The 23,169-nt window shown below is 43.3% G+C and carries 18 protein-coding genes and 1 pseudogene; 9 read left to right on the top strand and 10 right to left on the bottom strand.

All coding sequences use genetic code 11. The annotated features are described in order from the left end of the window. Window positions 1-11: 11 nt before the first annotated feature. Window positions 12-2,060 (bottom strand): SA1320 family protein, encoded by a 2,049-nt coding sequence (locus CEF21_RS00995; RefSeq protein ID WP_123913013.1) that lies wholly within the window; start codon window positions 2,058-2,060, stop codon window positions 12-14. Window positions 2,061-2,071: 11 nt separating this feature from the next. Next, on the bottom strand, window positions 2,072-3,046 hold the full coding sequence (locus tag CEF21_RS00990) for a DUF1672 family protein (protein WP_123913012.1): 975 nt from the start codon (window positions 3,044-3,046) through the stop codon (window positions 2,072-2,074). A gap of 422 nt (window positions 3,047-3,468) precedes the next feature. On the opposite strand from CEF21_RS00990, the gene CEF21_RS00985 reads away from it, so the two are divergent. Further along, entirely contained in the window at window positions 3,469-4,935 is a 1,467-nt protein-coding gene (locus CEF21_RS00985) for an RQC-minor-2 family DNA-binding protein (protein WP_164462061.1), read from the top strand. A gap of 79 nt (window positions 4,936-5,014) precedes the next feature. Here the strand turns inward: CEF21_RS00985 and CEF21_RS00980 are convergent, their stop codons facing one another. Beyond that, window positions 5,015-6,070, bottom strand: coding sequence for a DUF3900 domain-containing protein (locus tag CEF21_RS00980; protein ID WP_123913010.1), 1,056 nt, complete (start codon window positions 6,068-6,070; stop codon window positions 5,015-5,017). 135 nt (window positions 6,071-6,205) lie between these two features. Between CEF21_RS00980 and CEF21_RS00975 the strand changes: the two genes are divergently transcribed. The 4 genes from CEF21_RS00975 to CEF21_RS00960 all read left to right on the top strand — a co-directional run bounded on the left by CEF21_RS00975 (window position 6,206) and on the right by CEF21_RS00960 (window position 9,882). After that, on the top strand, window positions 6,206-7,651 hold the full coding sequence (locus CEF21_RS00975) for a DEAD/DEAH box helicase (RefSeq protein WP_123913009.1): 1,446 nt from the start codon (window positions 6,206-6,208) through the stop codon (window positions 7,649-7,651). Between the two features lie 181 nt (window positions 7,652-7,832). Beyond that, on the top strand, window positions 7,833-8,315 hold the full coding sequence (locus CEF21_RS00970; protein WP_123913008.1) for a hypothetical protein: 483 nt from the start codon (window positions 7,833-7,835) through the stop codon (window positions 8,313-8,315). 69 nt (window positions 8,316-8,384) lie between these two features. Then, window positions 8,385-9,119: an alpha/beta fold hydrolase gene (locus CEF21_RS00965; protein WP_123913007.1), complete on the top strand. Its 735-nt coding sequence runs from the start codon at window positions 8,385-8,387 to the stop codon at window positions 9,117-9,119. Between the two features lie 49 nt (window positions 9,120-9,168). After that, window positions 9,169-9,882 (top strand): DNA alkylation repair protein, encoded by a 714-nt coding sequence (locus CEF21_RS00960; protein ID WP_123913006.1) that lies wholly within the window; start codon window positions 9,169-9,171, stop codon window positions 9,880-9,882. A 47-nt stretch (window positions 9,883-9,929) separates the two neighbouring features. Here CEF21_RS00960 and CEF21_RS21825 read toward each other — a convergent pair. Beyond that, window positions 9,930-10,240, bottom strand: a pseudogene (locus tag CEF21_RS21825) (DUF2628 domain-containing protein). 180 nt (window positions 10,241-10,420) lie between these two features. After that, window positions 10,421-11,653 carry a peptidase T gene (pepT, locus tag CEF21_RS00950; protein ID WP_123913005.1) on the bottom strand — a complete coding sequence of 411 codons (1,233 nt, stop codon included), beginning with the start codon at window positions 11,651-11,653 and terminating at the stop codon, window positions 10,421-10,423. 158 nt (window positions 11,654-11,811) lie between these two features. Between pepT and CEF21_RS00945 the strand changes: the two genes are divergently transcribed. Next, window positions 11,812-12,789, top strand: coding sequence for a bile acid:sodium symporter family protein (locus CEF21_RS00945; protein ID WP_123913004.1), 978 nt, complete (start codon window positions 11,812-11,814; stop codon window positions 12,787-12,789). A 166-nt stretch (window positions 12,790-12,955) separates the two neighbouring features. On the opposite strand, the gene CEF21_RS00940 is transcribed toward CEF21_RS00945, so the two are convergent. Then, window positions 12,956-14,362, bottom strand: coding sequence for an alkaline phosphatase (locus tag CEF21_RS00940; protein WP_123913003.1), 1,407 nt, complete (start codon window positions 14,360-14,362; stop codon window positions 12,956-12,958). Between the two features lie 293 nt (window positions 14,363-14,655). Continuing rightward, the gene (locus CEF21_RS00935; protein WP_206427792.1) at window positions 14,656-15,357 is read right to left on the bottom strand and encodes a helix-turn-helix transcriptional regulator; all 702 of its coding nucleotides are present in this window, start codon (window positions 15,355-15,357) and stop codon (window positions 14,656-14,658) included. A 71-nt stretch (window positions 15,358-15,428) separates the two neighbouring features. Between CEF21_RS00935 and CEF21_RS00930 the strand changes: the two genes are divergently transcribed. Beyond that, window positions 15,429-17,150 carry a glycoside hydrolase family 13 protein gene (locus CEF21_RS00930; RefSeq protein ID WP_123913002.1) on the top strand — a complete coding sequence of 574 codons (1,722 nt, stop codon included), beginning with the start codon at window positions 15,429-15,431 and terminating at the stop codon, window positions 17,148-17,150. A 320-nt stretch (window positions 17,151-17,470) separates the two neighbouring features. Here the strand turns inward: CEF21_RS00930 and CEF21_RS00925 are convergent, their stop codons facing one another. After that, the gene (locus CEF21_RS00925; protein WP_123913001.1) at window positions 17,471-18,934 is read right to left on the bottom strand and encodes an alpha-amylase; all 1,464 of its coding nucleotides are present in this window, start codon (window positions 18,932-18,934) and stop codon (window positions 17,471-17,473) included. A 370-nt stretch (window positions 18,935-19,304) separates the two neighbouring features. Here CEF21_RS00925 and CEF21_RS00920 point away from each other — a divergent pair, with 370 nt between their 5' ends. Then, window positions 19,305-20,702: an amino acid permease gene (locus tag CEF21_RS00920; RefSeq protein WP_123913000.1), complete on the top strand. Its 1,398-nt coding sequence runs from the start codon at window positions 19,305-19,307 to the stop codon at window positions 20,700-20,702. A gap of 30 nt (window positions 20,703-20,732) precedes the next feature. Here the strand turns inward: CEF21_RS00920 and CEF21_RS00915 are convergent, their stop codons facing one another. Next, window positions 20,733-21,188, bottom strand: coding sequence for a DinB family protein (locus CEF21_RS00915; protein WP_164462060.1), 456 nt, complete (start codon window positions 21,186-21,188; stop codon window positions 20,733-20,735). A 22-nt stretch (window positions 21,189-21,210) separates the two neighbouring features. Continuing rightward, the gene (locus CEF21_RS21165; protein ID WP_164462059.1) at window positions 21,211-21,354 is read right to left on the bottom strand and encodes a hypothetical protein; all 144 of its coding nucleotides are present in this window, start codon (window positions 21,352-21,354) and stop codon (window positions 21,211-21,213) included. A 340-nt stretch (window positions 21,355-21,694) separates the two neighbouring features. Between CEF21_RS21165 and CEF21_RS00910 the strand changes: the two genes are divergently transcribed. Next, window positions 21,695-23,029 (top strand): DUF2252 domain-containing protein, encoded by a 1,335-nt coding sequence (locus CEF21_RS00910; protein WP_123912998.1) that lies wholly within the window; start codon window positions 21,695-21,697, stop codon window positions 23,027-23,029. The last annotated feature ends 140 nt before the right edge of the window (window positions 23,030-23,169 follow it).

Raw genomic sequence — 23,169 nt, 5'->3', positions numbered from 1 at the left:
TGATGAAAGGATTAGTTCACAGTACAGCATTCAATTTGTTCACGTAGGGTACTGAAATTTTTCGATAATTTTTCTGAAGTTTCGCAGAGAACCTGAACAGCTTCAGATTTATGATCGGATAATTGATAAATAATGTCGCCGAAAAGTTTGTCCATGTCCTCCAGAGCGGATAAAGAAACTTGATTATAGATATGAAGTTCTTTATATTTTGTCTCTTCGAAGATCGCTGTTTCCAAATAGGGCTGGAAGGCTTCTACTAAATCAGGCAGGTTCATGATTAATTTCCCAATGCCTTCCCGTAAACCTTCCACAAAGCTAGCTGCCTCATCAAGCACTGCTGTAATTTTCTGTACGAAATTTTTAATTTGCCGATCAAACTGTTCAAATAATCCGAACAAATCCGGAGTTAAAGAGACAACCGTTACAGCCGCGCTTTTAACAGCAAAAGAAATGCTTTCTAGGATGGTTTCTCCCAATACTAACGCACTTTCAAAGGCGCAAAGAATAGGGAGCAAACTGCCTGTGCAGGTCGTTTTAAATAACTCATAGTTTGATTCGGAAACAATGTCTTTCAAGTCAGTGGCAAAAGTGAAGTAGGGTGAGTCGTTCATGTTGGAGGGGATGGTTCTGGATACTTGTGCAATCTCATTTAATGTTCCGCTGCCATTTTCGATTTTTGTTCCAATATCCTGATCCGCATCAAAAATGGCTTCGACAAATCCGGTCACCTGACTCTTGTAATTGTCGATCTGGGTGATCATGGTATGTGCATTCTTTTGAAGGATTGTATAGTGTGAATTGTATTCATTCACCACGGCATCATCTGTAAAATCAGTTCCGCCCCGAATAAGAATAGGAATGACTGTATCAAGGATCTTTGAAAATAAACTGGCCGTGTCAAATACGGATTCAAATGATTTGTTAACCTCTTTCCGCAGTGAACGAAAAAGAGATTCAACACTTATATTGGTTGAGGTGCAGAACTCTATCAGCTGAGCGGGTGGAGAGTTTAATATGCTGTTAAGCCCTCTGCAAAGGTCTTCTGCCGTAGTGATTAAAGCATCTGTGCTGTTTAAAAGGAATTTGGCAGCCTCACCGTCTTTCGTTAAGCTGTGGATGGCAGGGTCGCCTACTGCTGCTTTTACCATATCAATTAATATGTCCCGAAGCGTATCAACCCTTTTGTTAAAAGCATCTGCTTCAGTTTTTACAATATCTTCGGCTTTATCAATGTAGCCGGAAATTCTTGAAGCTCTGCCTTTAATTTCGGATTCCAGCGAACTGGCAAGGGTCTCCAAAGCTCCTTTATTAAGTTCGATTTTGGTTGAATTTCCGCCGCCGTAAAGCGGTTCTTCTGTCCAAATACTTGTAATAATGAATTCGTCTGCACCTATTTCGGCAACACCATACTCAGATTTTCCGTATCCAGTATGATTGCTGATAAAGGTGCTGAAGTCCTCGCCAAAATCGGGCAGGCCATTGTTAATGGTGTAATGATTACCGGGTATTCGGTGTCCTAAATCTAAAGCTACTTCAGCTAAAGTGAGCGGATCATATTTTCCGAAATAGCTTGTCATATTTGAATAATCTTTTGTTGGATCGACCATTCCTTTTGGAAGCAGGGCTGGATTATATGTTACCGTTTTTAAATCAGGGTGATTGACACCGACGCTAAGAGCAAGGCCGCCGCCTAAAGAATTTCCCGCAACCGAATCAATGCCGTATTTTTTATTCATTTCCTCGTAGTACTCATTTGCTTCTGTCATCTGATCTATTTCCAGTTCACTTAAAAGCTTAGCATCTGTGTAAATGTCCGCTTTATTATTGTCTTGGTTTGGCTCGGTGCCTACGTAGATGATGGAGTACTCGCCGGTTTCTTTATTCTGGACAGTCATGGCGTCAAAGCCTGAAGGACTTGAATAATTAGTGTCTACCACTTTATATCTATTACTATTGATGTTTAATTCTCTATATACAGAAGGATATTGATAAGCTGTCTTACCTGATAATTCAACTAAATCTCTATCCGTATTTTTATTTTCCGTTGTATTAGCAGACATCCTAAGCCTCCTTAATTTAATATTATTGTTCCATCTGTAGTTTCCAAGCTATTGTCCTTTTGACCGGTACCTGTTCTCTTAATAATTTTGTTATCATTAAGAATGACATTGTATATACCAGGAGGAAATTCCCTTTTCCCCTTAATTTCAGAAACAATTTGATCAAATATGCTCTGATCAGGTTCTGCATTGGAATCCTTCATAAAAAGTTGGATTGTTATATTTATTTCTTTAGGGTCTAAAGCAGGTTTATTACCCGCTTTGATGCGATTTATTGTATTTGCTGGATCTTGAACATATTTCCTGCCTAATTCATCTAACGTCTTGTCAAAATTTGAAATGTAATATTCTGATTTGGCAAACCCATTGGCAGCTGTTTTTTGTATGGCTTCTATCCGCATTCCAGTTACAGGGAAACGAATTTGGATGTTTTCCAAATATTTATCAAGCTGTTGAAGCTCATTCTTGTATAGCATTGCGTAAAGTCCCGTCTCTATTGAACTTTCTACGTCTCCTTCTAAGGATTGGATTCTATCCAGCAATATTTCTTTATTAGATAAATTGACAGGGACGATTGCAAGAGTATAAAAATGCGGTTCCCCTACCGATTCTACAAATACAGAAATTCCATCTCGTGCACCAACTAAGTTATGTACGGTTATTTCTGTGTGATAGGAACGATTAAAATACTCCTTAACAGCTTTTGTAATTTCTTTTTTATGTTTCTCGGCAAGTTTATCTGTTAAAGTCCCGCTGTTGGGTAGATAAAACCCTTCTCCTGTATAATCCTGAACACGAGCATACAGTTCTTGATTATCCGTTTTTGAAGGTGTATCTTCATCATCAACCGGCGTTCCACCAAGCTTTTTTGTCAATTCAGCATTTTTCTTATCCAATTTCTCATCCAGTTTCTCCAATTGTGAACAACCTCCTGTTAATAAAATGCTGCCTAATACAATTGTGCCAAGTGTGTATGTAAATTTCATTTTTCTTCCTCCTGATAACAATTTAATTGCAATCCTTTATCCATATTAAAGTGTGGAGAGGAGAATAAGAATCGAAAAGATGGAAATTATATTCTAGTTTAAAAAAATGAGTATTTTGAATTAAGAAAAATTTATCTCATTCATCTGACTAGGCATATTTATTTTGAAGTAGGTAATGACTTTAGTTTTATACCTCATCAATATCCATAATAAACCAAAATATTTAAATAAAGGGTTATGTATGTTTTTGTGGTATCGAAGAAAAAGGCGTAAGTGGGAATTAATTAATAAATGAAGAATGTAGATTTCTAATAATCAAGAGACCATCAGGCTTCTTACGAGAAACAGAACCTTAAAATTTTCAATCATCCCCAATCCTATATATAATGGTCATTAAACAACAACGGAAAGCGGGAATGGCCATGAGTCTTCAATTGCACGCCCAATATTTCGATCCGTACCCAGCCCTTGCTGTGCTTCCGCTCGGCAAGAAAAATAAAGAAGTCCGGTCAGCCGGTCATAAAACAGAACGGGCTCTTCTGAACCGGATTCAGGAATGCCTGGATGAACTATGCCTCTCCATGACAGAAAAGGAAAGCATTCAGCGCTTTCTCCATCTTGAACAGGAGGCGTTTTTCCCGGTCTTTTCAAACAGGCAGGAGCAAATCCACCCTTATCTCATGAAACCGGAAGCTTTTTTATGGAATGATTTTTCAGCTGTGCACGGAATCCCTCAAATAAAGGAATCCTTTTATACGAAGGAATTTGCGGAGATGAACAAAGCGGACCTTGCTAAGCATATACAAAGGGTCGTAAGAGATTATCTGTTCTGCGCTGCCGTTTCATTAAAAAGAAAGAGTGAATGGGAAGCCATCATAGAACATAGCTATGAGCTTCACCCGTTTGTCCAGCTTGCAAGAGAAAAACGAGAAGTGATTCAAGCAGTAGAGAAGATGAACCGCTCCTCCCTTCTTTCGCTTCTGACACCGCCCGAGGATGTGGCATTTTGGAGACATCGGGTAGAAATTGTAATGAGACCATACCGGGAATTGCCAGAGCGCTGCAGCCACGAAAAGGAGCTGACATTCGATTCGCAAAAAAAAGTGATCACTCAAACATGTGAAATATGCAAAACCAAAAGGATGTTTCATGTGGAACAATCCAGAGTGGAGCTTGAGGAAGAACCGGATATGGACAAAGCGGTAAAACGGATCGCTACCATTGAGAGGCAGTTTAACGAGATTGCTTCAAAAAACGAGCCGCTTCTGAACGATTTAGAAAATATAGCCCAGTGGAAAAAGGAGCTTTCCGGTTTAGCCGAGATTTTACAAATGAAAAAGGAATTGACCCGCTACCCAGTGCAGCCTGACATTGTAAAGGATCCGTTCCTGGACTTTGCAGAACAGCTGACTCAAGCGATTGTTCCAGTGGAAAGAGCGTCTTCCGACTTAATCTGGCTTTCAGGCTTTCAGCTTCCATCCATTTCCATGATGAAAGTGATTCGTAAGCATTCGGTGGATGAGGGGATAGAAAAGGCCGCACGTCTCCACAGGAAGCTAAAAGAAGCGATGGAAGTGGAGCCTTTTCAACCGGAGGACATCTGCATTCAAGTGAAAAATAACTCACTGACGTTTGAACAGGTTCTGGCTATTTTGCATGAACTGAATGATTCGCTTAAAGATAGACCGCTTCACCTGATTGCGCAGCTTCTTAAAGGCAGGACCTCTTCCCAAATAAGGGAACAGGGGTTGAATCACACTCCGCTGTATGGTTTTCTTGGCAGCTGGGAAGAGAAGGATATTCAAAAAGCATTTAAAAAGCTTGAGAAAGATGGGTGGATTGAGAAACAGGCGAAGGGGTATGAAGCGCTAAGTAATCAGGTTTTGTGATCTGAAAGATAGTAAGGGGACTAAAAGAGGAATTGGATGACCCAATTCCTCTTCGTGTATTTTGTTCATGAATATTTTTTTATCTTACCTTCCCCGCAATCCGCTCAATCACCTCATGAAGCCCCTCAGGCTTATGAAACTCGATCGGAGAAAATCCCTTCTCAAACGAAATCGTTTCTGCTTCAACAAGCAGAACATAGCGGTCATTAATTTTCGCCAGATGAATGGAATCGCCAAATTCAGCGAGCAGTCCTTTCACTTCGGTTTCCCCAAGCTTCATCTTCAGCTGGGCTTCCGGTGTATGCTCGACAATTTGCGCGGCAGCTTCGATGACCTGATGCGTGTCGAGCCGCTCCTGAATTTCCCGCTTCTCACTTGCTTCCCAAATTTCCATATCGTGCTCAAACTGCTGCCGTTCCTGGCTGTTTTCTTCGTATGTTTCAAGCACGTGCTCCTGTACCATCGTCATGACTTGGGTCTTCATAATTTCCGGCATCGATTCGCCGTACTCGACATATTTCAAAAAGTCTTCAAAGTACCGGGCATGCGATGCCTGATGGATTTTCAGCTCGGATTCCTCTGTCATTCCTTCTTCGGGCATGTATGGATACTGAATGGACTTCATGTTTTTCGTTGTGATGGCCATCTCGACCTTTTGAATTAAGGCTTTCTCATCTGCAATGGAAGCGACTTTCGGTTCGAAATCGCATTTCATAATGAAAACAAAGGAGTCATCAAAATATTTTCTTGGCACGGCTGATGCGACTAAAAATGCTCCCCCTCGGACGGCACTTGTATCCAAATAGGTGCGAACAAGCTGCTCGCTGCCCTCATCGAAAGCCTCTTTTGTCTCAGCAAAACGAATCCGGTGCAGCATGTTGTAGTTCGGATTGGAATCGAGATCATAGCCCGGCTCCACGGCGAAATAGCCGATTTTCGTCGGTACCTGTTCGGATGGCGGATGCTTTTCTGCCTTCCTCTTGACGATTCTTTTCAGCTCGCCATCGAGAAAATCCTTCAAGGCACTCGCTTCAAACTCCTCCTGATCGAGAGTTTGATAGTGCTTAAACCGTTTTGAATCCTGATCCTCTGCCTGTATCACATAAAAGGATAAAAACCTCATCGTAAAATCCATTTCTTTTAGCCCCCCGCTTTCAATTCATTCAGTATAAAAAACACGAGCCGTTCCGTCAATTTAGCGAAGCTGTTAAATTAGACCGCTGCACCGTATAATAGACAAAGGACAAATAACGAAAAGGGGCTTACACTTTTGAGTACAAACAGCTTCAAAGATTTTGCATTAAACGAGGATATTTTACGGGCACTGGACAGCCTTGGATATAAAACGCCGACAAGCGTTCAGGCGGGCGTCATTCCGCCGGCGCTTGAAGGGAAAGATATAGCTGTTAAATCCCGGACAGGCAGCGGGAAAACAGCAGCCTTTGCCATTCCGCTTTGTGAATTAGTGGATTGGGAAGAAAATAAACCACAGGCGCTTATACTGACTCCGACACGGGAGCTTGCGGCCCAGGTTAAGGAAGACATCACCAACATCGGCCGCTTTAAACGGATTAAAGCAACAGCGGTGTACGGCAAATCGCCTTTTGACCGCCAAAAATCCGAGCTGAAGCAAAAAAGCCATATGGTCGTAGGCACGCCGGGCAGGGTACTCGACCACATTCAAAAAGGCACGCTTCAGCTCGATCAGCTCAAGTATTTTGTCATTGATGAAGCTGATGAAATGCTGAACATGGGCTTCATTGAACAGGTCGAAGCCATCATTCAGGAATTGCCGGAAAACCGAACAACGATGCTCTTTTCCGCCACTCTTCCGAAGGATGTAGAAAGTCTGTGCCACCGCTATATGAAAAATCCGCTCGATATCGAAATTGCGTCGCCTGAACAGGCAGCAAGCCAAATTGAGCACTCTCTCTATATCGTGAACGAAGACCAAAAATTCCGTCTGCTAAGAGACGTAACGGTAACGGAAAATCCGGACAGCTGTATGATCTTCTGCCGGACAAAGGATCAGGTGGATGAGCTTTTCGAACTCCTCGACAGACTTGGATACACCGTGGATAAAATCCATGGCGGAATGGTTCAGGAAGACCGATTTGCGGTAATGAACGAGTTTAAAAGAGGCGAATTCCGCTATCTCGTTGCGACGGATGTAGCAGCACGGGGAATTGATATTGAAAACATCACCCACGTCATCAACTATGATTTGCCGCTTGAAAAGGAGAGTTACGTACACCGGGCAGGCCGTACAGGCCGTGCCGGGCGTTCCGGAAAAGCGATAACATTTGCCACTCCGTTCGAAGACCGGTTCCTTGCAGACATACAGGAATACATCGGGTTTGAGATCCAGCAGCTTGATCCCCCTGAAAGAGAGCAGGTCAAAGAAGCACAGCGTGCATTTGACGAGAAAATGGAAGAAGAGCCGGAGCTGAAAAAAGATAAGAGCGAGGCACTGAACAAGGGCATCATGAAGCTCTACTTTAACGGCGGGAAGAAAAAGAAAATCCGTGCCGTCGACTTCGTTGGAACGATTGCCAAGCTTGAAGGCGTAACAGCAGCTGACATTGGCATTATCACCATTCAGGAGAATGTTTCTTACGTGGAAATTTTAAACGGAAAAGGTCCGCTCGTCCTGAAGGCGATGAAGCATACGACGATTAAAGGAAAACAGCTTAAAGTCCACATTGCAAATAAATAAACAGGAGTCGAGACTTGCCTTGGGGTGAGTCTCTTTTTGATCCGTCCACGTTAAAAAAGTCTTGCGCGAGTAACAGCAGGATCATTAATTTTTACCATTTATGTAAATTTAAGTTTTGGGTATTAGGTTCAGGGGGAAAAGAACCAGGGAACAAAAAAAGTGATGATAAGGGGACGAATGAATGAAAAAAATAGCTGGTGTTTTATCGCTTTTTACCCTGATTTTTCTGGCAGCATGCTCAAGCCCGCTTCAAGACGAGCTTATGGCCTATGCCAACGAGGAGCTTCCCAGGCTTGGAAAAATGGAAGCGAGCGCTATGAAGAAGTACGAAGAAGCCGCGAATACAAATGATGAGCAGAAAATGGCAGAGGTTATTAAGAACAGTGTGATTCCGGCTTACACGAAAATTTCGGAACAGGCAGAGGAAATCGACATTACCGATGAAGAGCTCCAGAAACTGCATAAACGCTACACCGATGCGGTCAATCAGCAAATTGAGGGATATACAATGGCGGCAGACGCCATTGATCAGCAGAACAAAGAAATGTTCGACAATGCCAGCAGCCTAATTAATGAAAATTACAGTAAAATGGAATCATTTCGTAAAGATTTAGAAGCGTACGCTGTAGATAATGATCTTAAAGTGGAAGAACCTAAGGACTAAAACCTCATCCCGAAGATGAGGTTTTTTATGCTATTCTGAATCTATCATCTATCTTCAGCTGGAGGGCCTATGAAGGAAAACATTGTTTTTATTCACGGTTTGACGGGTTCCAAAAGGGCGTTTAAAAAACAAATCGATTTTTTCAGCCACACGTACAATACGTATACATACGACCTCCTCGGCCACGGTGAGGACCGGGGCAAAAAAACGGACTTCTCTCTGGAGGGGCTTGTTGCCCAGCTGGAAGAGCTCTATGAACGGGAAGGGATTGAAACAGCACATCTCTGTTCGATCAGCTATGGGTGCTATCCGAGCACCATCTTTGCAAGGAAGCATAAGGAAAAGGTGGCAAGCCTTTGCTATATCGGCGGCCATTACAACTCAGACTCTCCCCTCACCTATGTCCTCAAGCATTTTCATGACCATCAGTACCATGATTATCCGGATTGGCTCAGGCGCTACTCCAAAGATTTATTTCCGAAAAGCGGAGTCGTGGACCCTTATGCTCTCATCTCAACTAAGCTTTATTATAAATATGGTCTGGAACTGCACGAGGATGTGCTGAAACATGCCATTGACCATAGGCTCAGCTACGATTTAAAAGCAGACCTGAAACAGGTCGAAGTTCCTGTATTATGGACAATGGGAGACCACGATAACCTGTTTAAATCCAGTATTACAGATTTAAACGAGGTCATACCGCATGCCATCTATAAAGAAATCCCCCATACAGGACATGCGGCCAATATGTTTAGGCCTTTTGCCTTCAGAAGGATGTATGCTGAATTTCTGCAGGAGAATTAATACAGAACGCAGAATGGAAAGAGCAAGAAATCATACGGAAGGTGATGAAATGACAGCGTATCAGGAAGTGATGGAAAAGCTGGAAGAGCTCGGATCCGAGCAGACAAAAAGGACGTTTTTAAACCACGGAGCAAAGGAGCCGCTGTATGGAGTAAAAGTAGGTGATATGAAAAAGCATTTAGTAAAAACCGTGAAAAAGGATCAGGAGCTCGCTCTTCAGCTATATGATTCTGGAAACAGCGATGCGATGTATTTAGCTGGCCTATCTGTCAATCCAAAGCTTATGACGAAGGAACAGCTGCATAAATGGGCGCAGGGAGCGTACTGGTATATGCTGAGTGAGTACACGGTAGCGCAGGTGGCAGCGGAATCTCCATATGCACTTGAGCTTGCCCGTGAATGGATGGAGTCAGAAAAGGAAATGGTGGCATGTGCAGGATGGAGCACTTATTCCAATTTTCTCTCGATTGCTCCCGATGAATCCATTGATCATGAAGAGGTAAAAGAGCTGCTTTATCAAGTGGAAACTGGAATCCATGAGGAACGGAACCGCGTCCGTTATGTCATGAACGGTTTTGTTATTGCGGTTGGCGGCTACTGCCTGCCGCTTCATGAAGAAGCGAAACGGGTAGCGGCTGCGATAGGAAAGGTGCATGTGAATGTCGGAGACACAGCATGCAAGGTTCCGCTTGCAGAAGCGTATATTGAAAAAATGGAACAGCGGGATTCGATAGGGAAAAAGAAGAAGACGTGTATTTGCTGAAAAAAAAGAACAAATGACAAGCACGTCATTTGTTCTTTTTTACTAATTTAAGCTGCTGAAATAATTTGGTTCTGGACAAGTGCAGCTCTTGATTCTTCGTTTGCAGGATGATATCCCTTTTCGATCAATTCTTTAATATAAATTTTATTGTAAATAAATGAAAAGACAATCCCGGTTACCCATGCTCCGATCCCAAAAGTAAAGGAGCCAATTGCAGCTTCAGCGACGAACATAATAATTGCCCACTTCAGATCCCCGCGGAACAATGCTGGAAAAAATCCAAAGAAAAAAGTAGTCCAGCTAAAACCGATTTAGCTTCTTTTGTTACTCCGCCTTGATTTTTCATTAAGACTTTCATCTTTTTACACAACCTTTAATTAGTTTAGAGAAGGGTCTAAAGAATAAATAATGGCTCTGTTTTACTATTAAGGTGAAAAAAGATACATAAAGAATGGAGATAAGTGTTCTCTTATTAAAATTGCTGAATATCTTTCAGCCCAAAAAAAGACCAATCCAAAAAAGTGGATTGGTCTCTTCATTAAGCCCGTTCTTCAAACAGCTCAGTGATCTTAGCAATCACCTGAACGGATTTAATCATGTTCTCAACGGAGGCGAATTCATACCGGCCGTGGAAATTCTCGCCGCCGGTAAAGATATTTGGTGTCGGGAGCCCCATATAAGAAAGCTGGGAGCCGTCTGTTCCGCCGCGGATTGGAGACACGAGAGGCTCGATTTCCAGGCTCTTCATAGCATCATAGGCAACATCGACGATTTCTTTGACCGGTTCGATTTTCTCGCGCATGTTGTAATACTGATCGTTCATTTCAAGGTGGATGCGGTCTTCCCCATATTTTTTCTGGAGCTTGGCAGCTGCCTGTTCCATGAGTACTTTCCGGTCCGCAAACTTGTTCTTGTCATGATCACGGATAATATAGGAAAGCTTCGTTTCCTCGACATCTCCTGTCATGGACGTAAGGTGGAAGAAGCCTTCATATCCTTCGGTTGATTCAGGCGCTTCTTCTGCAGGAAGCATGCTGTTGAATTCCATTGCGATTTTGGCGGAGTGAATCATTTTGTTTTTCGCTGTACCGGGATGGACGTTTTTTCCTTTGAACGTAAGCTTTGCGCCTGCTGCATTGAAGCTTTCATACTCCAATTCCCCAAGCGGTCCGCCGTCCACTGTATAAGCGAAAGAAGCGCCGAAGGCTTCCACATCAAAGCGGTGCGGTCCGCGTCCGATTTCTTCATCCGGAGTGAAGGCAACACGGATTTTGCCATGCTTGATTTCAGGGTGCTTCATTAAGTAATCCATTGCTGTCATGATTTCTGCAACCCCGGCTTTATTGTCAGCACCTAAAAGCGTAGTGCCGTCTGTCGTAATTAATGTGTGGCCTATGTAATTCTTAAGATTCGGGAAATCAGCTGGAGACATGACGATGTTCAGCTCTTTATTTAATAGAATGTCTTTTCCGTCATAGTTTTCGCGGATTTGGGGTTTCACACCTGCTCCGGTAAAATCAGTGGCTGTGTCAACATGCGCAAGGAATCCGATGACAGGGACCTCTTTGTCCGTGTTAGCAGGCAGAGTCGCCATTACATAACCATTCTCATCCATTGCGGCATCTTCCAAGCCGATTTTTTTTAGTTCCTCAGTCAGCATGCGGGCGAGCACAAGCTGTCCCGGAGTAGATGGGCACGTTTCGCTACCCTCATTTGACTGCGTCTCAACCTTTACGTAAGAGACAAAACGATCGATTAATTCCTGTTTCATTATTCCAATTCCTCCTCTGATGGTCCTCTCCTTATTTTACCACCATTTACAGAGAGATTCCTAGAACGATGCGGAATACTCATAATTATCAGAATCTATTGAAACTTTGTTTTTACAGCGGTATAATCGGAACATTATCTGACAAGGGAGAGGATCAAATGAATGTGCTAAACAAAATCAGCGAATTTGCAGGGAAGACATTCATTATTTGGATTCTCTTATTCGGCGTTATCAGTTTTTCAGCTCCGCAGGGATTTTTATGGATTAAGCCCTATGTATCGATCTTGCTTGGAGTGGTCATGTTTGGAATGGGAATGACTTTATCAATGAAGGATTTCAAGGAAGTAGGCAGAAAGCCGAAAAGTGTATTGGCGGGGGTAGCTGCCCACTATGTCATCATGCCGGGGCTTGCGTATGTGCTCGTTTTGCTTTTTAAACTGCCTCCTGAGCTTGCCGTGGGAGTCATTTTAGTAGGCTGCTGTCCGAGCGGAAGCGCTTCAAACGTCATGACCTTTTTGGCGAAGGGAGACACGGCCTTAGCTGTGGCGGTGGCCTCTGTTTCAACCCTGCTGGCACCAATCTTGACACCGGCCATCATCTATCTACTCGCAAGCTCATGGATCAAGGTCGATGCCGGCAAAATGTTCGCAGATGTCATGCTCGTCATCCTGATTCCGGTTATCCTTGGCGTACTCGTTCAGTTCTTCTTTAAAAAGCAGGCTGAGGGAACGGCGAAAGCGATGCCGCTCGTTTCCGTTGTGGCCATCACGGCCATCTTATCGACGGTTATTGCCGGAAGCCGCGATTTAATTGTTGAATCAGGCTGGGTCGTACTGATTGTTGTGGTGCTGCACAACCTGGCGGGCTTCGGTCTCGGTTTCCTGGCAGCAAGGCTTCTTGGCCTCAGCTACGAGGCTCAAAAAGCCATTACATTCGAGGTCGGTATGCAAAATTCTGGACTTGGGGCATCACTCGCCATCAGCCATTTCAGTCCGGTTGCTGCCGTTCCCAGTGCAATTTTCAGCTTCTGGCACAATGTATCAGGTCCTTTGCTTGCAAGCTATTGGGCTGGGAGAAGACCTGTTAAAAGAGAATGGAAAAAGCAAAACGGGATCAAAGCGGGAGGGATTGGATAAGAATAGAACGGTTTACTGCTTAGCGATTATAAATGCGGTATATGGCAGTAAGCGGGTTGGGTATAGGCAACCGGTTCATAATGAAGGAGAATCGGTTGCTGCCGTCATCTTCACAAACCAAAAAAGGGCTAAACAGCATGCTGCCTGTTTAGCCCTTTTTTAATGCTTATTTATTTTCCTTCAAAATTCTAAACATTTTCTTCGCTTGATCTGTGTTATCAATCAATCCTGAAAAGTCTTCTTTACCAGGCCCGAAAGCAAAGACTTGAACTTCTTCTCCAGTGTGTCCAGAGGTAGTCCACCCAGTAAAAGAGCGCTTGTTAAAAATTTGTTCAATCGCATTATCGATTTCGGTCAGATTTTTTTTAGCAGCAGCAGCTTTGACACTGTCAAGCTCAGCTTGAGTAAGATCAAGATTGATGTTGTCTTTTAATACCTTTTCAGTGTCCATGCCTTCCATGATTCTTGCCGCCATGTAGTCAGGAGTTTTCTTCGCAGCAAGGATCGGATCTACTTTGAAGTTGTACTCTCCGCCAGCACCCATGGAAAATCCGCCAGTGGAATGGTCAGCCGTAGCAACGACCAATGTATGCTTGTCTTTCTTTGCAAAATCTACCGCTGCTTTGAACGCCATTTCGAAATCTTCCATTTCGCTCATCGCGCCTACTATGTCGTTATCGTGGCCGGCCCAGTCAATTTGGCTTCCTTCAACCATAAGGAAGAATCCATTCTTGTTGCTGTTCAGCTTGTTTAAAGCAGCCTGTGTCATATCTTTTAGAGAAGGTGTTTCCTTCTTGCGGTCAATCATTTTATCCATTCCGCCATCTGCAAACAGACCTAAAACCTTGGAGTTTCTGTTTTTCATAAGCTCATCGCGGGTCGTTACGTAGCTATATCCATCCTTTGTAAAAAGCTTAGTTAAATCACGGTCACTGCGGACAAAGTTCGATTTCCCCCCGCCGAGCATGACGTCAATTTTATGGCCGCCATTAACCATCTCATTGTAATAATCATCCGCAATCTGGTTCATGTTCTTACGGGATTCATCATGTGCACCGAATGAAGCGGGCGTTGCGTGTGTGATTTCAGAAGTAGCTACAATTCCTGTAGATTTGCCTTGAGATTTTGCTTGCTCAAGTACGGTTTTTACTTCTGTAAGGTCATTGTCTACGGCAATTGCGTTATTATATGTCTTCACTCCGCCTGACATGGCAGTGGCAGCGGAAGCAGAATCTGTAATGTTCTGAGCAGGGTCATCCGGATAAGTCGTTTGCATGCCGACAAGGTGTTTATCAAACTCGGTTGATTCAATTTCCTTTGTACGGGGATTATCCTTCATATAGCGGTGGGCGGTTGTGTAAGGAACACCCATTCCGTCACCGATCAGGAAAATAACATTTTTGATCTTCGGATTCTTTTCTTTAATCTTTTTTGCCAGTTCTTCTTTGGAAGGGGTCTTTTCCGCATGTGCACCTTCAGGAATGGCTGATGCCCCAATTAGTGTACCAAGAACCAGTGCAGAGATGGCTGCGACCGGAATGAATTTAGATTTTATAAGCGCAGAAAATTTCACGTTGATTCCTCCTATATAAATTGATTTGGCTAATTTAATGATAGAAGGAGAATGTGAATTCTTTATTACGAACCGGTTAAGGTGTTGTATATTGTTTGTAAATGCTGAAAGTGGTCTTAATTACGGGTAAAAATCCAATAAGTGGATGCTCTCTCTCGGCGTATGAATGTCGATAGAAACAATCTGATTCCACTAAAAAAGGCCTGTTCACGGCCTTCAAAAATAAGCAGTTTGAATGTACATAAAATCACAAAAATATACAAATGGATATGGAAACCTTCTTATATGATTAACTATGAGTGCGAGGGAAGCTTCCTTCTGTATTGTGTGGGGGACATCCCCGTAAAGGTCTTAAAAGTTTTGCTGAAATGACCTTGATCATGAAAGCATAAAATCATGCTGATTTCAAAAATGCTTTTGTTTGTCGTGGAAAGAAGAATCTTAGCGCGTTCGATTTTAATTTTTTTTGAATATTTCATAATGCTGATGCCCATCTCCTTTTTAAAGCAGGAGGAGGCGTAGCCGGCTGAAATCTCAAGATCCTCTGATAATTTTTTTATGGAAAGATGATTTTCAATATTGATGTGCAAATAAGGAAGAATCTTATTGGTGACGAAGCTTTCCGTGACTTCCATGTCGTAAATCACAAGGTCAAAATAGGCTGAAGTCATTTCCAATTCGAGACGCTGCAGGCTTGAGAGCTCATGTTCTTTAGGAATGGCTGTGTAAAACCGGTTATAAAGGCTGTGAAGATAATGCTTTGTCACCCCTAGTTTCATGATTTCTCTTGTGTAGACGGCATTCCAGATGAAAAGGTCGATTTTCTTATCTTCGGGTGAAAGAAATTGTTCGGCCTCATCTCTGTGTTTAGCCGTGACGAGTTCGATCATCTTGGGCTTATCCCGTGACTCAATGATATAAGCGGCGTCAAAAGTAAACAGATGGGGGTCGGATTGATACGTTTCATGCATGGGTTCATACACCTCGGAAATCATGATCGATCTCCCTCTATTATAGTCCATTCTCTGGAAGTGCAAGAAAAAAATGTTTGATAGGAGAGAGTTACATGAACAAACACGCAATCTATCATATCCCGGACATACCATATGCTTATCCGAAGAACCGGGACACCCTGAAGGTCCGGTTGAGAGCGGCAAGCTCAGATCTCCAGGAATGCCGCATTTATTATAAAGACCGTTACGATTGGACATCTACTTTTAAGGTGAAAAAGATGGACAAAAAGGAAGAAACCGAACTGTTCGCTTTTTATGAGGCGGATCTTTCGCTGAACCGCAATCGGTACCGCTACTATTTTGAGCTGACGGATAAGAGGGGCAATATCCTTTTCTTTGACGAAAGAGGGTTTAGAGAAGGGGACTTAAAACAAAATGAAGCGACAGCTTTTCAATATGCGTATATCGCTGAAGCGGATGTTTATGATGCTCCGGAATGGCATAAAGAAGCGGTTGTCTATCAAATCTTCCCTGACCGGTTCCACAATGGGAATCCAGCCATCAATCCCCCTGGTACCCAGACGTGGGGAAGTGAGATAACCGCGTCCTCCATGTTCGGGGGAGATTTGCAGGGAATCATCGATAAAATGGATTATTTAGAAGACCTGGGCATTAATGTTCTTTATATGACCCCTGTTTTCCCGTCATCCTCCAACCACAAATACAATACGGCTGATTATTTTTCAATTGATCCGCAGTTTGGAACGCTTGAAACAGCGAAGGAACTGATTCAAACGTGTCATGAAAAAGGAATAAAGGTTATTTTTGATGCGGTTTTCAACCATACCGGCCATGACTTTTTTGCGTTTCAGGATTTGCTTGAAAATCAGGAGAAATCAAGATATAAAGACTGGTATTTTGCAGACAGCTTTCCCGTAAGCGAAGAAAAGGTTAATTACTATACATTTGCTGAGAACATTACGGAAATGCCGAAATTAAACACCTCCAATCCAGAAGTGCGGGATTATCTGCTGAAGGTTGCGGAATTTTGGGTAAAAGAAGCGGGAATCGACGGATGGAGACTGGATGTCAGCGACGAGGTGGATCATGAATTTTGGAGGGCCTTTAAGAAAACGGTCAAAGCTGCCAATCCCGATGCAGTCATTATCGGGGAAATCATGCACGAGGCAAGCTCCTTTTTAAAAGGGGATCAAATGGACAGCATCATGAATTATCCTTTCAAAGGTGCCGTGACCGACTTTTTTGCCAAGAGGGAAATTACGGCTGAGCAGTTCGATGATATTTTAGCCTTTAACCGCACCATTTATATGGAGCCCGTCACAAGACAAATGTGGAATCTGGTTGGAAGTCATGACACGAAGCGTTTTCTGACAGAATGCGGAGAGAGGGAAGAGGCGGTCCGGCTTGCAGCGGCCTTTCAATTCGCCTACATGGGAGTGCCGTACATATATTATGGGGACGAGATCGGCCTGAGCGGAGGAGAAGAGCCTCAATCAAGAAACTGCATGGTCTGGGATGAAAAAGAGCGGAACAGCGGACTTCTCACTTTTTTCAAACAGCTGATTGCCATCCGTAAAACCAGTAAGGCTCTCACTCATGGAAGCTACAAAACCCTTTATTCAAAGGGGAGCCTGTTTATGATGCTCCGCGAGTGGGAAAATGAGCGTTTTCTCGCCGTATTCAATAATGGGGATTCTGAACAGGAAATGACATGCCCGATTTCCGGGCAGGATGTAATGACGGGTGAAAAAATGGAAAGAAATCATACGTTGAAGCTGAAGCCGATGTCCTTTAAATGGCTGAAAGCAGAGTAGAAAAAAGAGGCGCATGAGCGTGTGAGTACTATAATCTTTTAATCGTGGTTATAGGTTCGTCTCCTCATTTAGAGAAGCTTAGCGGGGCCGGCACTGTGCCGGCCCCGCTGATATTCCCTCTTACTTGAAGGTGAAACTGTGCTGTTGGTTTCCACTTCAATCAACTGGGTTTAAAAAATCAACATCATGCTTTAACATAGCGAAAAAAACCGAACGATTATTTGAAACTCTGGTATAGGGTTTCGTAATCGTTCGGTTTTATCGTTTTTCATGCTTTTTTCAGGACAAGAATTTTAGTTTTGTCCCAACCTCTATATTCCTTATGATTCATCCTCATCCGCCAGTGCCCAAACGGAAACACTTTCACCGTTTACAGGGAACACGGCAAATCCGTCTTCTTCAATTTCAATCGTATCTTCACGGGTCCCGGTAAGGTCGGACCATACCTCACCAGCACGGTGTTCCCCGACAAACATTCTCTTTTCGCCTTCATCTCCGTTGGAGATAACGACAGCGCAGCCGGAGCGTTCCATTTCATCGACACCTCTGCGCACCCATCCAATTGTATTCGGATGGTCAAAGTAGTCATCCTGCTCGCCGTATGCCTTGCTGCAGCGTGCCCGGAGAAGAGGGTCAATTGCCATGCCCTTGCCATCAACCGGTTCGTCTCCGCCAATTCCGAAATAATCTCCGTAAAACACACATGGGTACCCATCTTTTCTAAGCAAAATCAACGCGTAGGCGCTTTGTTTAAACCAGTCTCCCACCCATGATTCAAGTGCTTCATTCGGCTGGGAGTCATGGTTATCGACAAAGGTTACGGCATTCATAGGATGGGATTGGACAAGGGTGTCGTCAAAAATGGTGGAAAGATCAAAATCACGCTTCGCTATAGATGCTTCATGAAGCTTGTAATGCAGGGAAACATCAAACAGATCCATCTGGTAATCAATTTGATCCAGAAATTCCTGGCATGCTTTTAGCTCTGAGTTCCAAAATTCCCCGACCATATAGAAATTCTCGCGGTGACTGGCTGCTTCTTTTGCGAAATTTTTAATGAACTCATGATTTATATGTTTAATCGCGTCCAGCCTGAAGCCGTCACAATTGGTTGTATCTGCAAGCCACTTGCCCCAGTCAATCATTTCCTGCTGTACATCGGGATGGTCGTAATCGATATTGGCAAACATGAGATAGTCATAGTTTCCGAATTCATCATCCACGTTTTCATTCCAGTCTTTATTTTTGCCGAGAATCCGAAAAATGCCTGATTTCCCGGTCTTAGCATCATAATCAGTTCCATTAAAATGGCCAAAGTTCCATTTAAATGAAGAATATTTGTCTTTTCGTCCCGGGAACGTAAATTTCGTCCAGCCTTCAATATCAAAAGGCTCTGAAATGACATTTTCCCGGTTTTCAGGATCGACTTCCACTACTTGAAATGTTTCGGTTTCATCGGCCGCAGCCTTATGATTCATCACGATATCAGCATAGACCTGGATGTCATGATTATGACAGGCATCAATGGCAGCCAGCAGCTCATCCTTCGTCCCATATTTCGTCCGGACGGTCCCTTTTTGATCGAATTCCCCCAAGTCATACAGATCGTACACTCCGTAGCCTGTATCTTCAGCAGACTGACCTTTCGTAACAGGGGGAATCCATACGGAATCAATGCACAATTCTTTTAGTTTAGGAGCCATTTCCTTTAAATTTTTCCAATGCTCCCCGTCTGCTTTCAAATGCCATTCAAAAAATTGCATCATTGTATGATTCTGCGGCATATCCATTCCTCCTGTGGTTTCCTTATCTAAAGATAAATAGCCATAAAGAGGGCAAACGTAAACCTTTTGCCGGGAAATTTTTCACAGACGCAGCATTTAGTTCGATCAAAAGCACCAAAAACTGACACTGGCTTTCAGCATTAAATCATGGTAGGATTTCATAGTGGGATAATATCTGACTATTATTAATAAAGGAATTTTTAAACTAACTCTTAATGTAAGCGGTACCAAAAAGCTGACTTGACTGGATAGAGCCCCGGTTCATGATGTTTTGAGAATTTTGTACGTTTTTGGTACACCTTTCTCAAATATTCTGGCAATATAGGGTTATTCAGCAGGAAATGTCTGTTTGAGGAAGGGAGAGAGGGTTATGGAGAATCAGCAAAACAATGAACTGAAACGGGGACTGGAACAAAGACATATTACACTGATGTCCCTCGGTGCGGCAATTGGGGTAGGTCTGTTTCTTGGATCCGCCGCAGCAATCGAACTGGCAGGTCCCGGAATCCTGCTTGCCTACGCATTTGCAGGCATGATTATGTTCTTTATCATGAGGGCACTTGGTGAGATGGCCATTCAAAAGCCGGTAGCCGGTTCTTTCAGCCGCTATGCAAGAGATTATTTGGGACCACTTCCCGGTTTTTTGACGGGATGGAACTACTGGTTTCTATGGGTGGTCACATGTATGGCAGAAATTACAGCCGTAGCAAAATATATGACAATGTGGGTGCCGGCTGAGGAAGTGGCGCCATGGATTTGGGCACTTCTTGCACTTATCATTATGACACTTGTTAACTTTCTTGCTGTAAAAGCATATGGTGAACTTGAATTCTGGTTCGCCTTGATCAAAATTGTCACCATCATTGGAATGATTATTATTGGAGCCGGAATTATTTTCTTTGGAATCGGCAACGGCGGCATCGCAACTGGTATTTCCAATCTGTGGAGCAATGGAGGGTTTTTCCCGAACGGAATTCAGGGAGTCCTTCTGTCTCTATCCATGGTTATGTTTGCTTTCCTTGGAATTGAACTGATCGGGGTAACAGCAGGGGAAGTAAAAAATCCTCAAAAAACGCTTGCCAAAGCCATTGATACCGTATTTTGGCGCATTTTGATTTTCTATGTAGGCGCGCTGTTTGTGATCATGTCCATCTATCCGTGGGATCAAATCGGCACGCAGGGAAGTCCTTTTGTGCTGACCTTTGAAAAGCTTGGAATTCCGGGTGCGGCTGGCATTATCAACTTTGTTGTGCTGACGGCAGCTCTTTCATCCTGCAATAGCGGAATCTTCAGTACAGGGCGGATGCTTTTCAATCTGGCTCAGCAGGATGAAGCACCAAAGTCCTATGGAAAAGTTACGAAAAACGGAGTACCGGGAGCGGCGGTTCTGACATCGGCAGCGGCTTTGCTGATCGGGGTCATCCTCAATTACTTCGTTCCCGAGAAAGCCTTTGTATGGGTTACGAGCATTTCCACGTTCGGAGCAATCTGGACATGGGGAATTATTCTGATTTCGCAAATGCGATACCGCAGAAGCTTAAGCACAGAACAGGTGAAAAACCTGAAATACAAAATGCCGTTTTTCCCTTATGCGAACTACCTGGCCCTGGCATTCCTGGGACTTGTTGTTGTTCTGATGGCGTTTAGCGCAGATACACGGGTGGCGCTGATTGTCGGACCGATATGGTTTGCAGTGCTGATAGCTGTTTATTTTGCGAAAGGCTTCCATAAGCGTCCTCATCCGAATACAAACAAACAAGTAAGCTAAAAAAAAGAGCCTCTTCCTCAGGAAGGGGCTCTATTGCTTTTTCAGGAGCATGATTTGACCTGCATGATAGATCATGTGCTGGATATTGCCTTGAATCGTCACATAAATAGTTGAAAATTCCTTGATAACAGGATCATCTAAGCGATCCTCACTTACTGTCTTGAGTGCGTCAATCAATTTATTATGGGACTGGCTCAGCTTCTCAAGAGCAGCTTGCCAGCTGCCGGCATCGGAGGTATCAATAGAGGGCCAATCCTCTTCAGGTGTCATCATGGCGGCCATACCCATTAATCTCATTGTCACAGTTTCGTTTGTGGAAGTCACATGAAGAACAATTTCCCAAATTGAGTGCGCATCATGCAATGGGTGTTGAAAAGCTTTTTTAAAATCAACGTCTTCCAGTGCTTCTAATAAGGAAGGTCCGTGCCAGGCACTACCCCTGTACGCCCTCTCAAGCTGATCCGCCATACGAGCAAGCTCTGACATACCTGACCCCTCCGCAGCTAAATTAGAAAAGCAGCATTCCCGCCAGGCATCCAATTCCATATCCGCTCATTAGTATGGCTGCACCAAGGATGATATATAAGCTATACCGAATAAATTCGGGCTGTCTGTAAACTAAATCTGCAGCTGTGCGAAAATTTCTTTCCACTGTAATTCCTCCATCAATTTATTACCATATGAGTTATAAGTGAAGGATATCTGGATTTACATTGAAAATCAATAGGTAATGAAGAAAAAATTCTGTTCTTTAAAAACAGAGAATTCTTTGACATCTAAAGGAATAAACGGACTGTTGATTCTGGCTGAAGGGACATCCTTACGCTTCCTTCTTTGTAAACGGTTTTGCAGGTTTGAAAAAATAGGAATATACTTGTTTTGTCCCGCTTCATCTACTGGAAAATGTTGAAGGGTCCAACTGCACATTAGCGGAGACGAAAGAAACTGTGTGTGTTGTTTCCCTTTTGAATGACTGGAAAGCGGTGAGAAAAATGAACATGGAAAATATTGCGGATCGTGCAAATGCCACTAGAAGAAAGCTTCGCTATCAAACCATCGATACGATTTTAAACGAATTTGACCAAGAAATTATGGGATTGACCCGCGAGATGAGGTCCGAAAAATATCGGAAAATGGCGGAGAGTCCATTCCGTTTCTACAGAGGCAGTGCGTATCTGTTTTATTTTGATGTAACAAAGATTCCTTTTTCTTTTCACACTCCCGAAAATAAACCGATTTGGATTCAGGGCGATTTGCATATTGAAAATTTTGGAGCTTTTCAGAATGAAAAAGGTGATTTTGTTTTCGATGTAAACGATTTTGATGAAGGAACAATGGGTTCCTATCTATATGATGTACTTCGAATGTCTGTCAGCATTGCCTTGTTTTGTGAAGCGGAGGGATATGATGAGGCGGAGCAGGAGGAGAGGATCCGAACGTACTTACATTCGTATTGCCGGCAGATGAAGCGTTTTGCTAAAGGCAAAGATGATCCGGTAACGCTCTATTTTACGGCAGATAATACGAGAAATCCCATTCGGAAATTGCTGAAGAAGCTGAAGAAGAGAAGAATGAATAAATTGCTGGATGATTTTACTGAAATGAATGCCCAAGGAGTCAGAAAATTTAAGTGGTCTGAAGAAATTGCGGCAGCATCTGAAGCAGAGCGGGTAATGATTCAGAATGTGTGGAAGGATTACCTCGGAACGCTCGATGAAGCCGATCAAAAGGATTTAGCCTTTTATCACATTAAGGATATTGCAAGAAAATATGGATCAGGTACAGCTTCCATTGGTCTTGACCGCTTTTATGTTTTGATAGAAGGTGACAAGGGAGAGCAGGACCTGGATGATCTTGTGTTAGAAGTAAAAGAGGTGCGTGCTCCCATTCCGGGCTTCTTCCTGCCGGCGGGAAACGAATTTTGGGAAGAACATTTTCATCAGGGAAAAAGAGTCATTGCTACTCAAAAAGCAATGCATCACCACGAGGATCCATTTCTCGGGTATGTTACGATGGATGGCCGCCACTTTTATATCCGTGAACGGTCTCCAGTTAAAAAGAAATTAAAAACTAAGCACATCCAAGGCCCTCAGGCAATGGATGAAGCACTTGTTACCATGGGAAGAATTACAGCGAAAATCCATGCAAGAGCGGATGCAGATATGGGAGATTCGTTTATCCGGCATCATAGCGAAATTGAAATTGCTAAAGCGATTGGCCCGGATACCAGCCGGTTTACGGATCAGCTTTCATTTGCAGCGATGACATATAAGCGGCGGGTAAATGCAGACTATGCCTTATTTTGTGAGTGGATTCATACATTTTAATTAGGTGTCCGAAGGCGCTTTATTACATGGCCTTCGGTTTTTTTAACTCTCTGAGCCCAATCTTCTCCCTCATTTCGACCGTTTTCTTTTAAATTTTCACTTTTGCCCTCCTACATTGGCTTTGCCTTCCTCTTATTTGC

This window comes from Bacillus sp. FJAT-42376 (assembly GCF_003816055.1).
In the GTDB taxonomy this organism is placed as follows: domain Bacteria; phylum Bacillota; class Bacilli; order Bacillales; family Bacillaceae; genus Metabacillus_B.
The sequence above is the reverse complement of the archived record's forward strand: the minus strand, read 5'-3'. Positions and strand labels throughout refer to the sequence as shown.

Coding starts and splice junctions, on each gene's coding strand:
- CEF21_RS00995 (WP_123913013.1), bottom strand. CDS start 2,060: ATGTCTGCTAATACAACGGAAAATAAAAATACGGATAGAGATTTAGTT.
- CEF21_RS00990 (WP_123913012.1), bottom strand. CDS start 3,046: ATGAAATTTACATACACACTTGGCACAATTGTATTAGGCAGCATTTTA.
- CEF21_RS00985 (WP_164462061.1), top strand. CDS start 3,469: ATGAGTCTTCAATTGCACGCCCAATATTTCGATCCGTACCCAGCCCTT.
- CEF21_RS00980 (WP_123913010.1), bottom strand. CDS start 6,070: ATGGATTTTACGATGAGGTTTTTATCCTTTTATGTGATACAGGCAGAG.
- CEF21_RS00970 (WP_123913008.1), top strand. CDS start 7,833: ATGAAAAAAATAGCTGGTGTTTTATCGCTTTTTACCCTGATTTTTCTG.
- CEF21_RS00965 (WP_123913007.1), top strand. CDS start 8,385: ATGAAGGAAAACATTGTTTTTATTCACGGTTTGACGGGTTCCAAAAGG.
- CEF21_RS00960 (WP_123913006.1), top strand. CDS start 9,169: ATGACAGCGTATCAGGAAGTGATGGAAAAGCTGGAAGAGCTCGGATCC.
- pepT (WP_123913005.1), bottom strand. CDS start 11,653: ATGAAACAGGAATTAATCGATCGTTTTGTCTCTTACGTAAAGGTTGAG.
- CEF21_RS00945 (WP_123913004.1), top strand. CDS start 11,812: ATGAATGTGCTAAACAAAATCAGCGAATTTGCAGGGAAGACATTCATT.
- CEF21_RS00935 (WP_206427792.1), bottom strand. CDS start 15,357: ATGATTTCCGAGGTGTATGAACCCATGCATGAAACGTATCAATCCGAC.
- CEF21_RS00930 (WP_123913002.1), top strand. CDS start 15,429: ATGAACAAACACGCAATCTATCATATCCCGGACATACCATATGCTTAT.
- CEF21_RS00925 (WP_123913001.1), bottom strand. CDS start 18,934: ATGCCGCAGAATCATACAATGATGCAATTTTTTGAATGGCATTTGAAA.
- CEF21_RS00920 (WP_123913000.1), top strand. CDS start 19,305: ATGGAGAATCAGCAAAACAATGAACTGAAACGGGGACTGGAACAAAGA.
- CEF21_RS00915 (WP_164462060.1), bottom strand. CDS start 21,188: ATGTCAGAGCTTGCTCGTATGGCGGATCAGCTTGAGAGGGCGTACAGG.
- CEF21_RS00910 (WP_123912998.1), top strand. CDS start 21,695: ATGAACATGGAAAATATTGCGGATCGTGCAAATGCCACTAGAAGAAAG.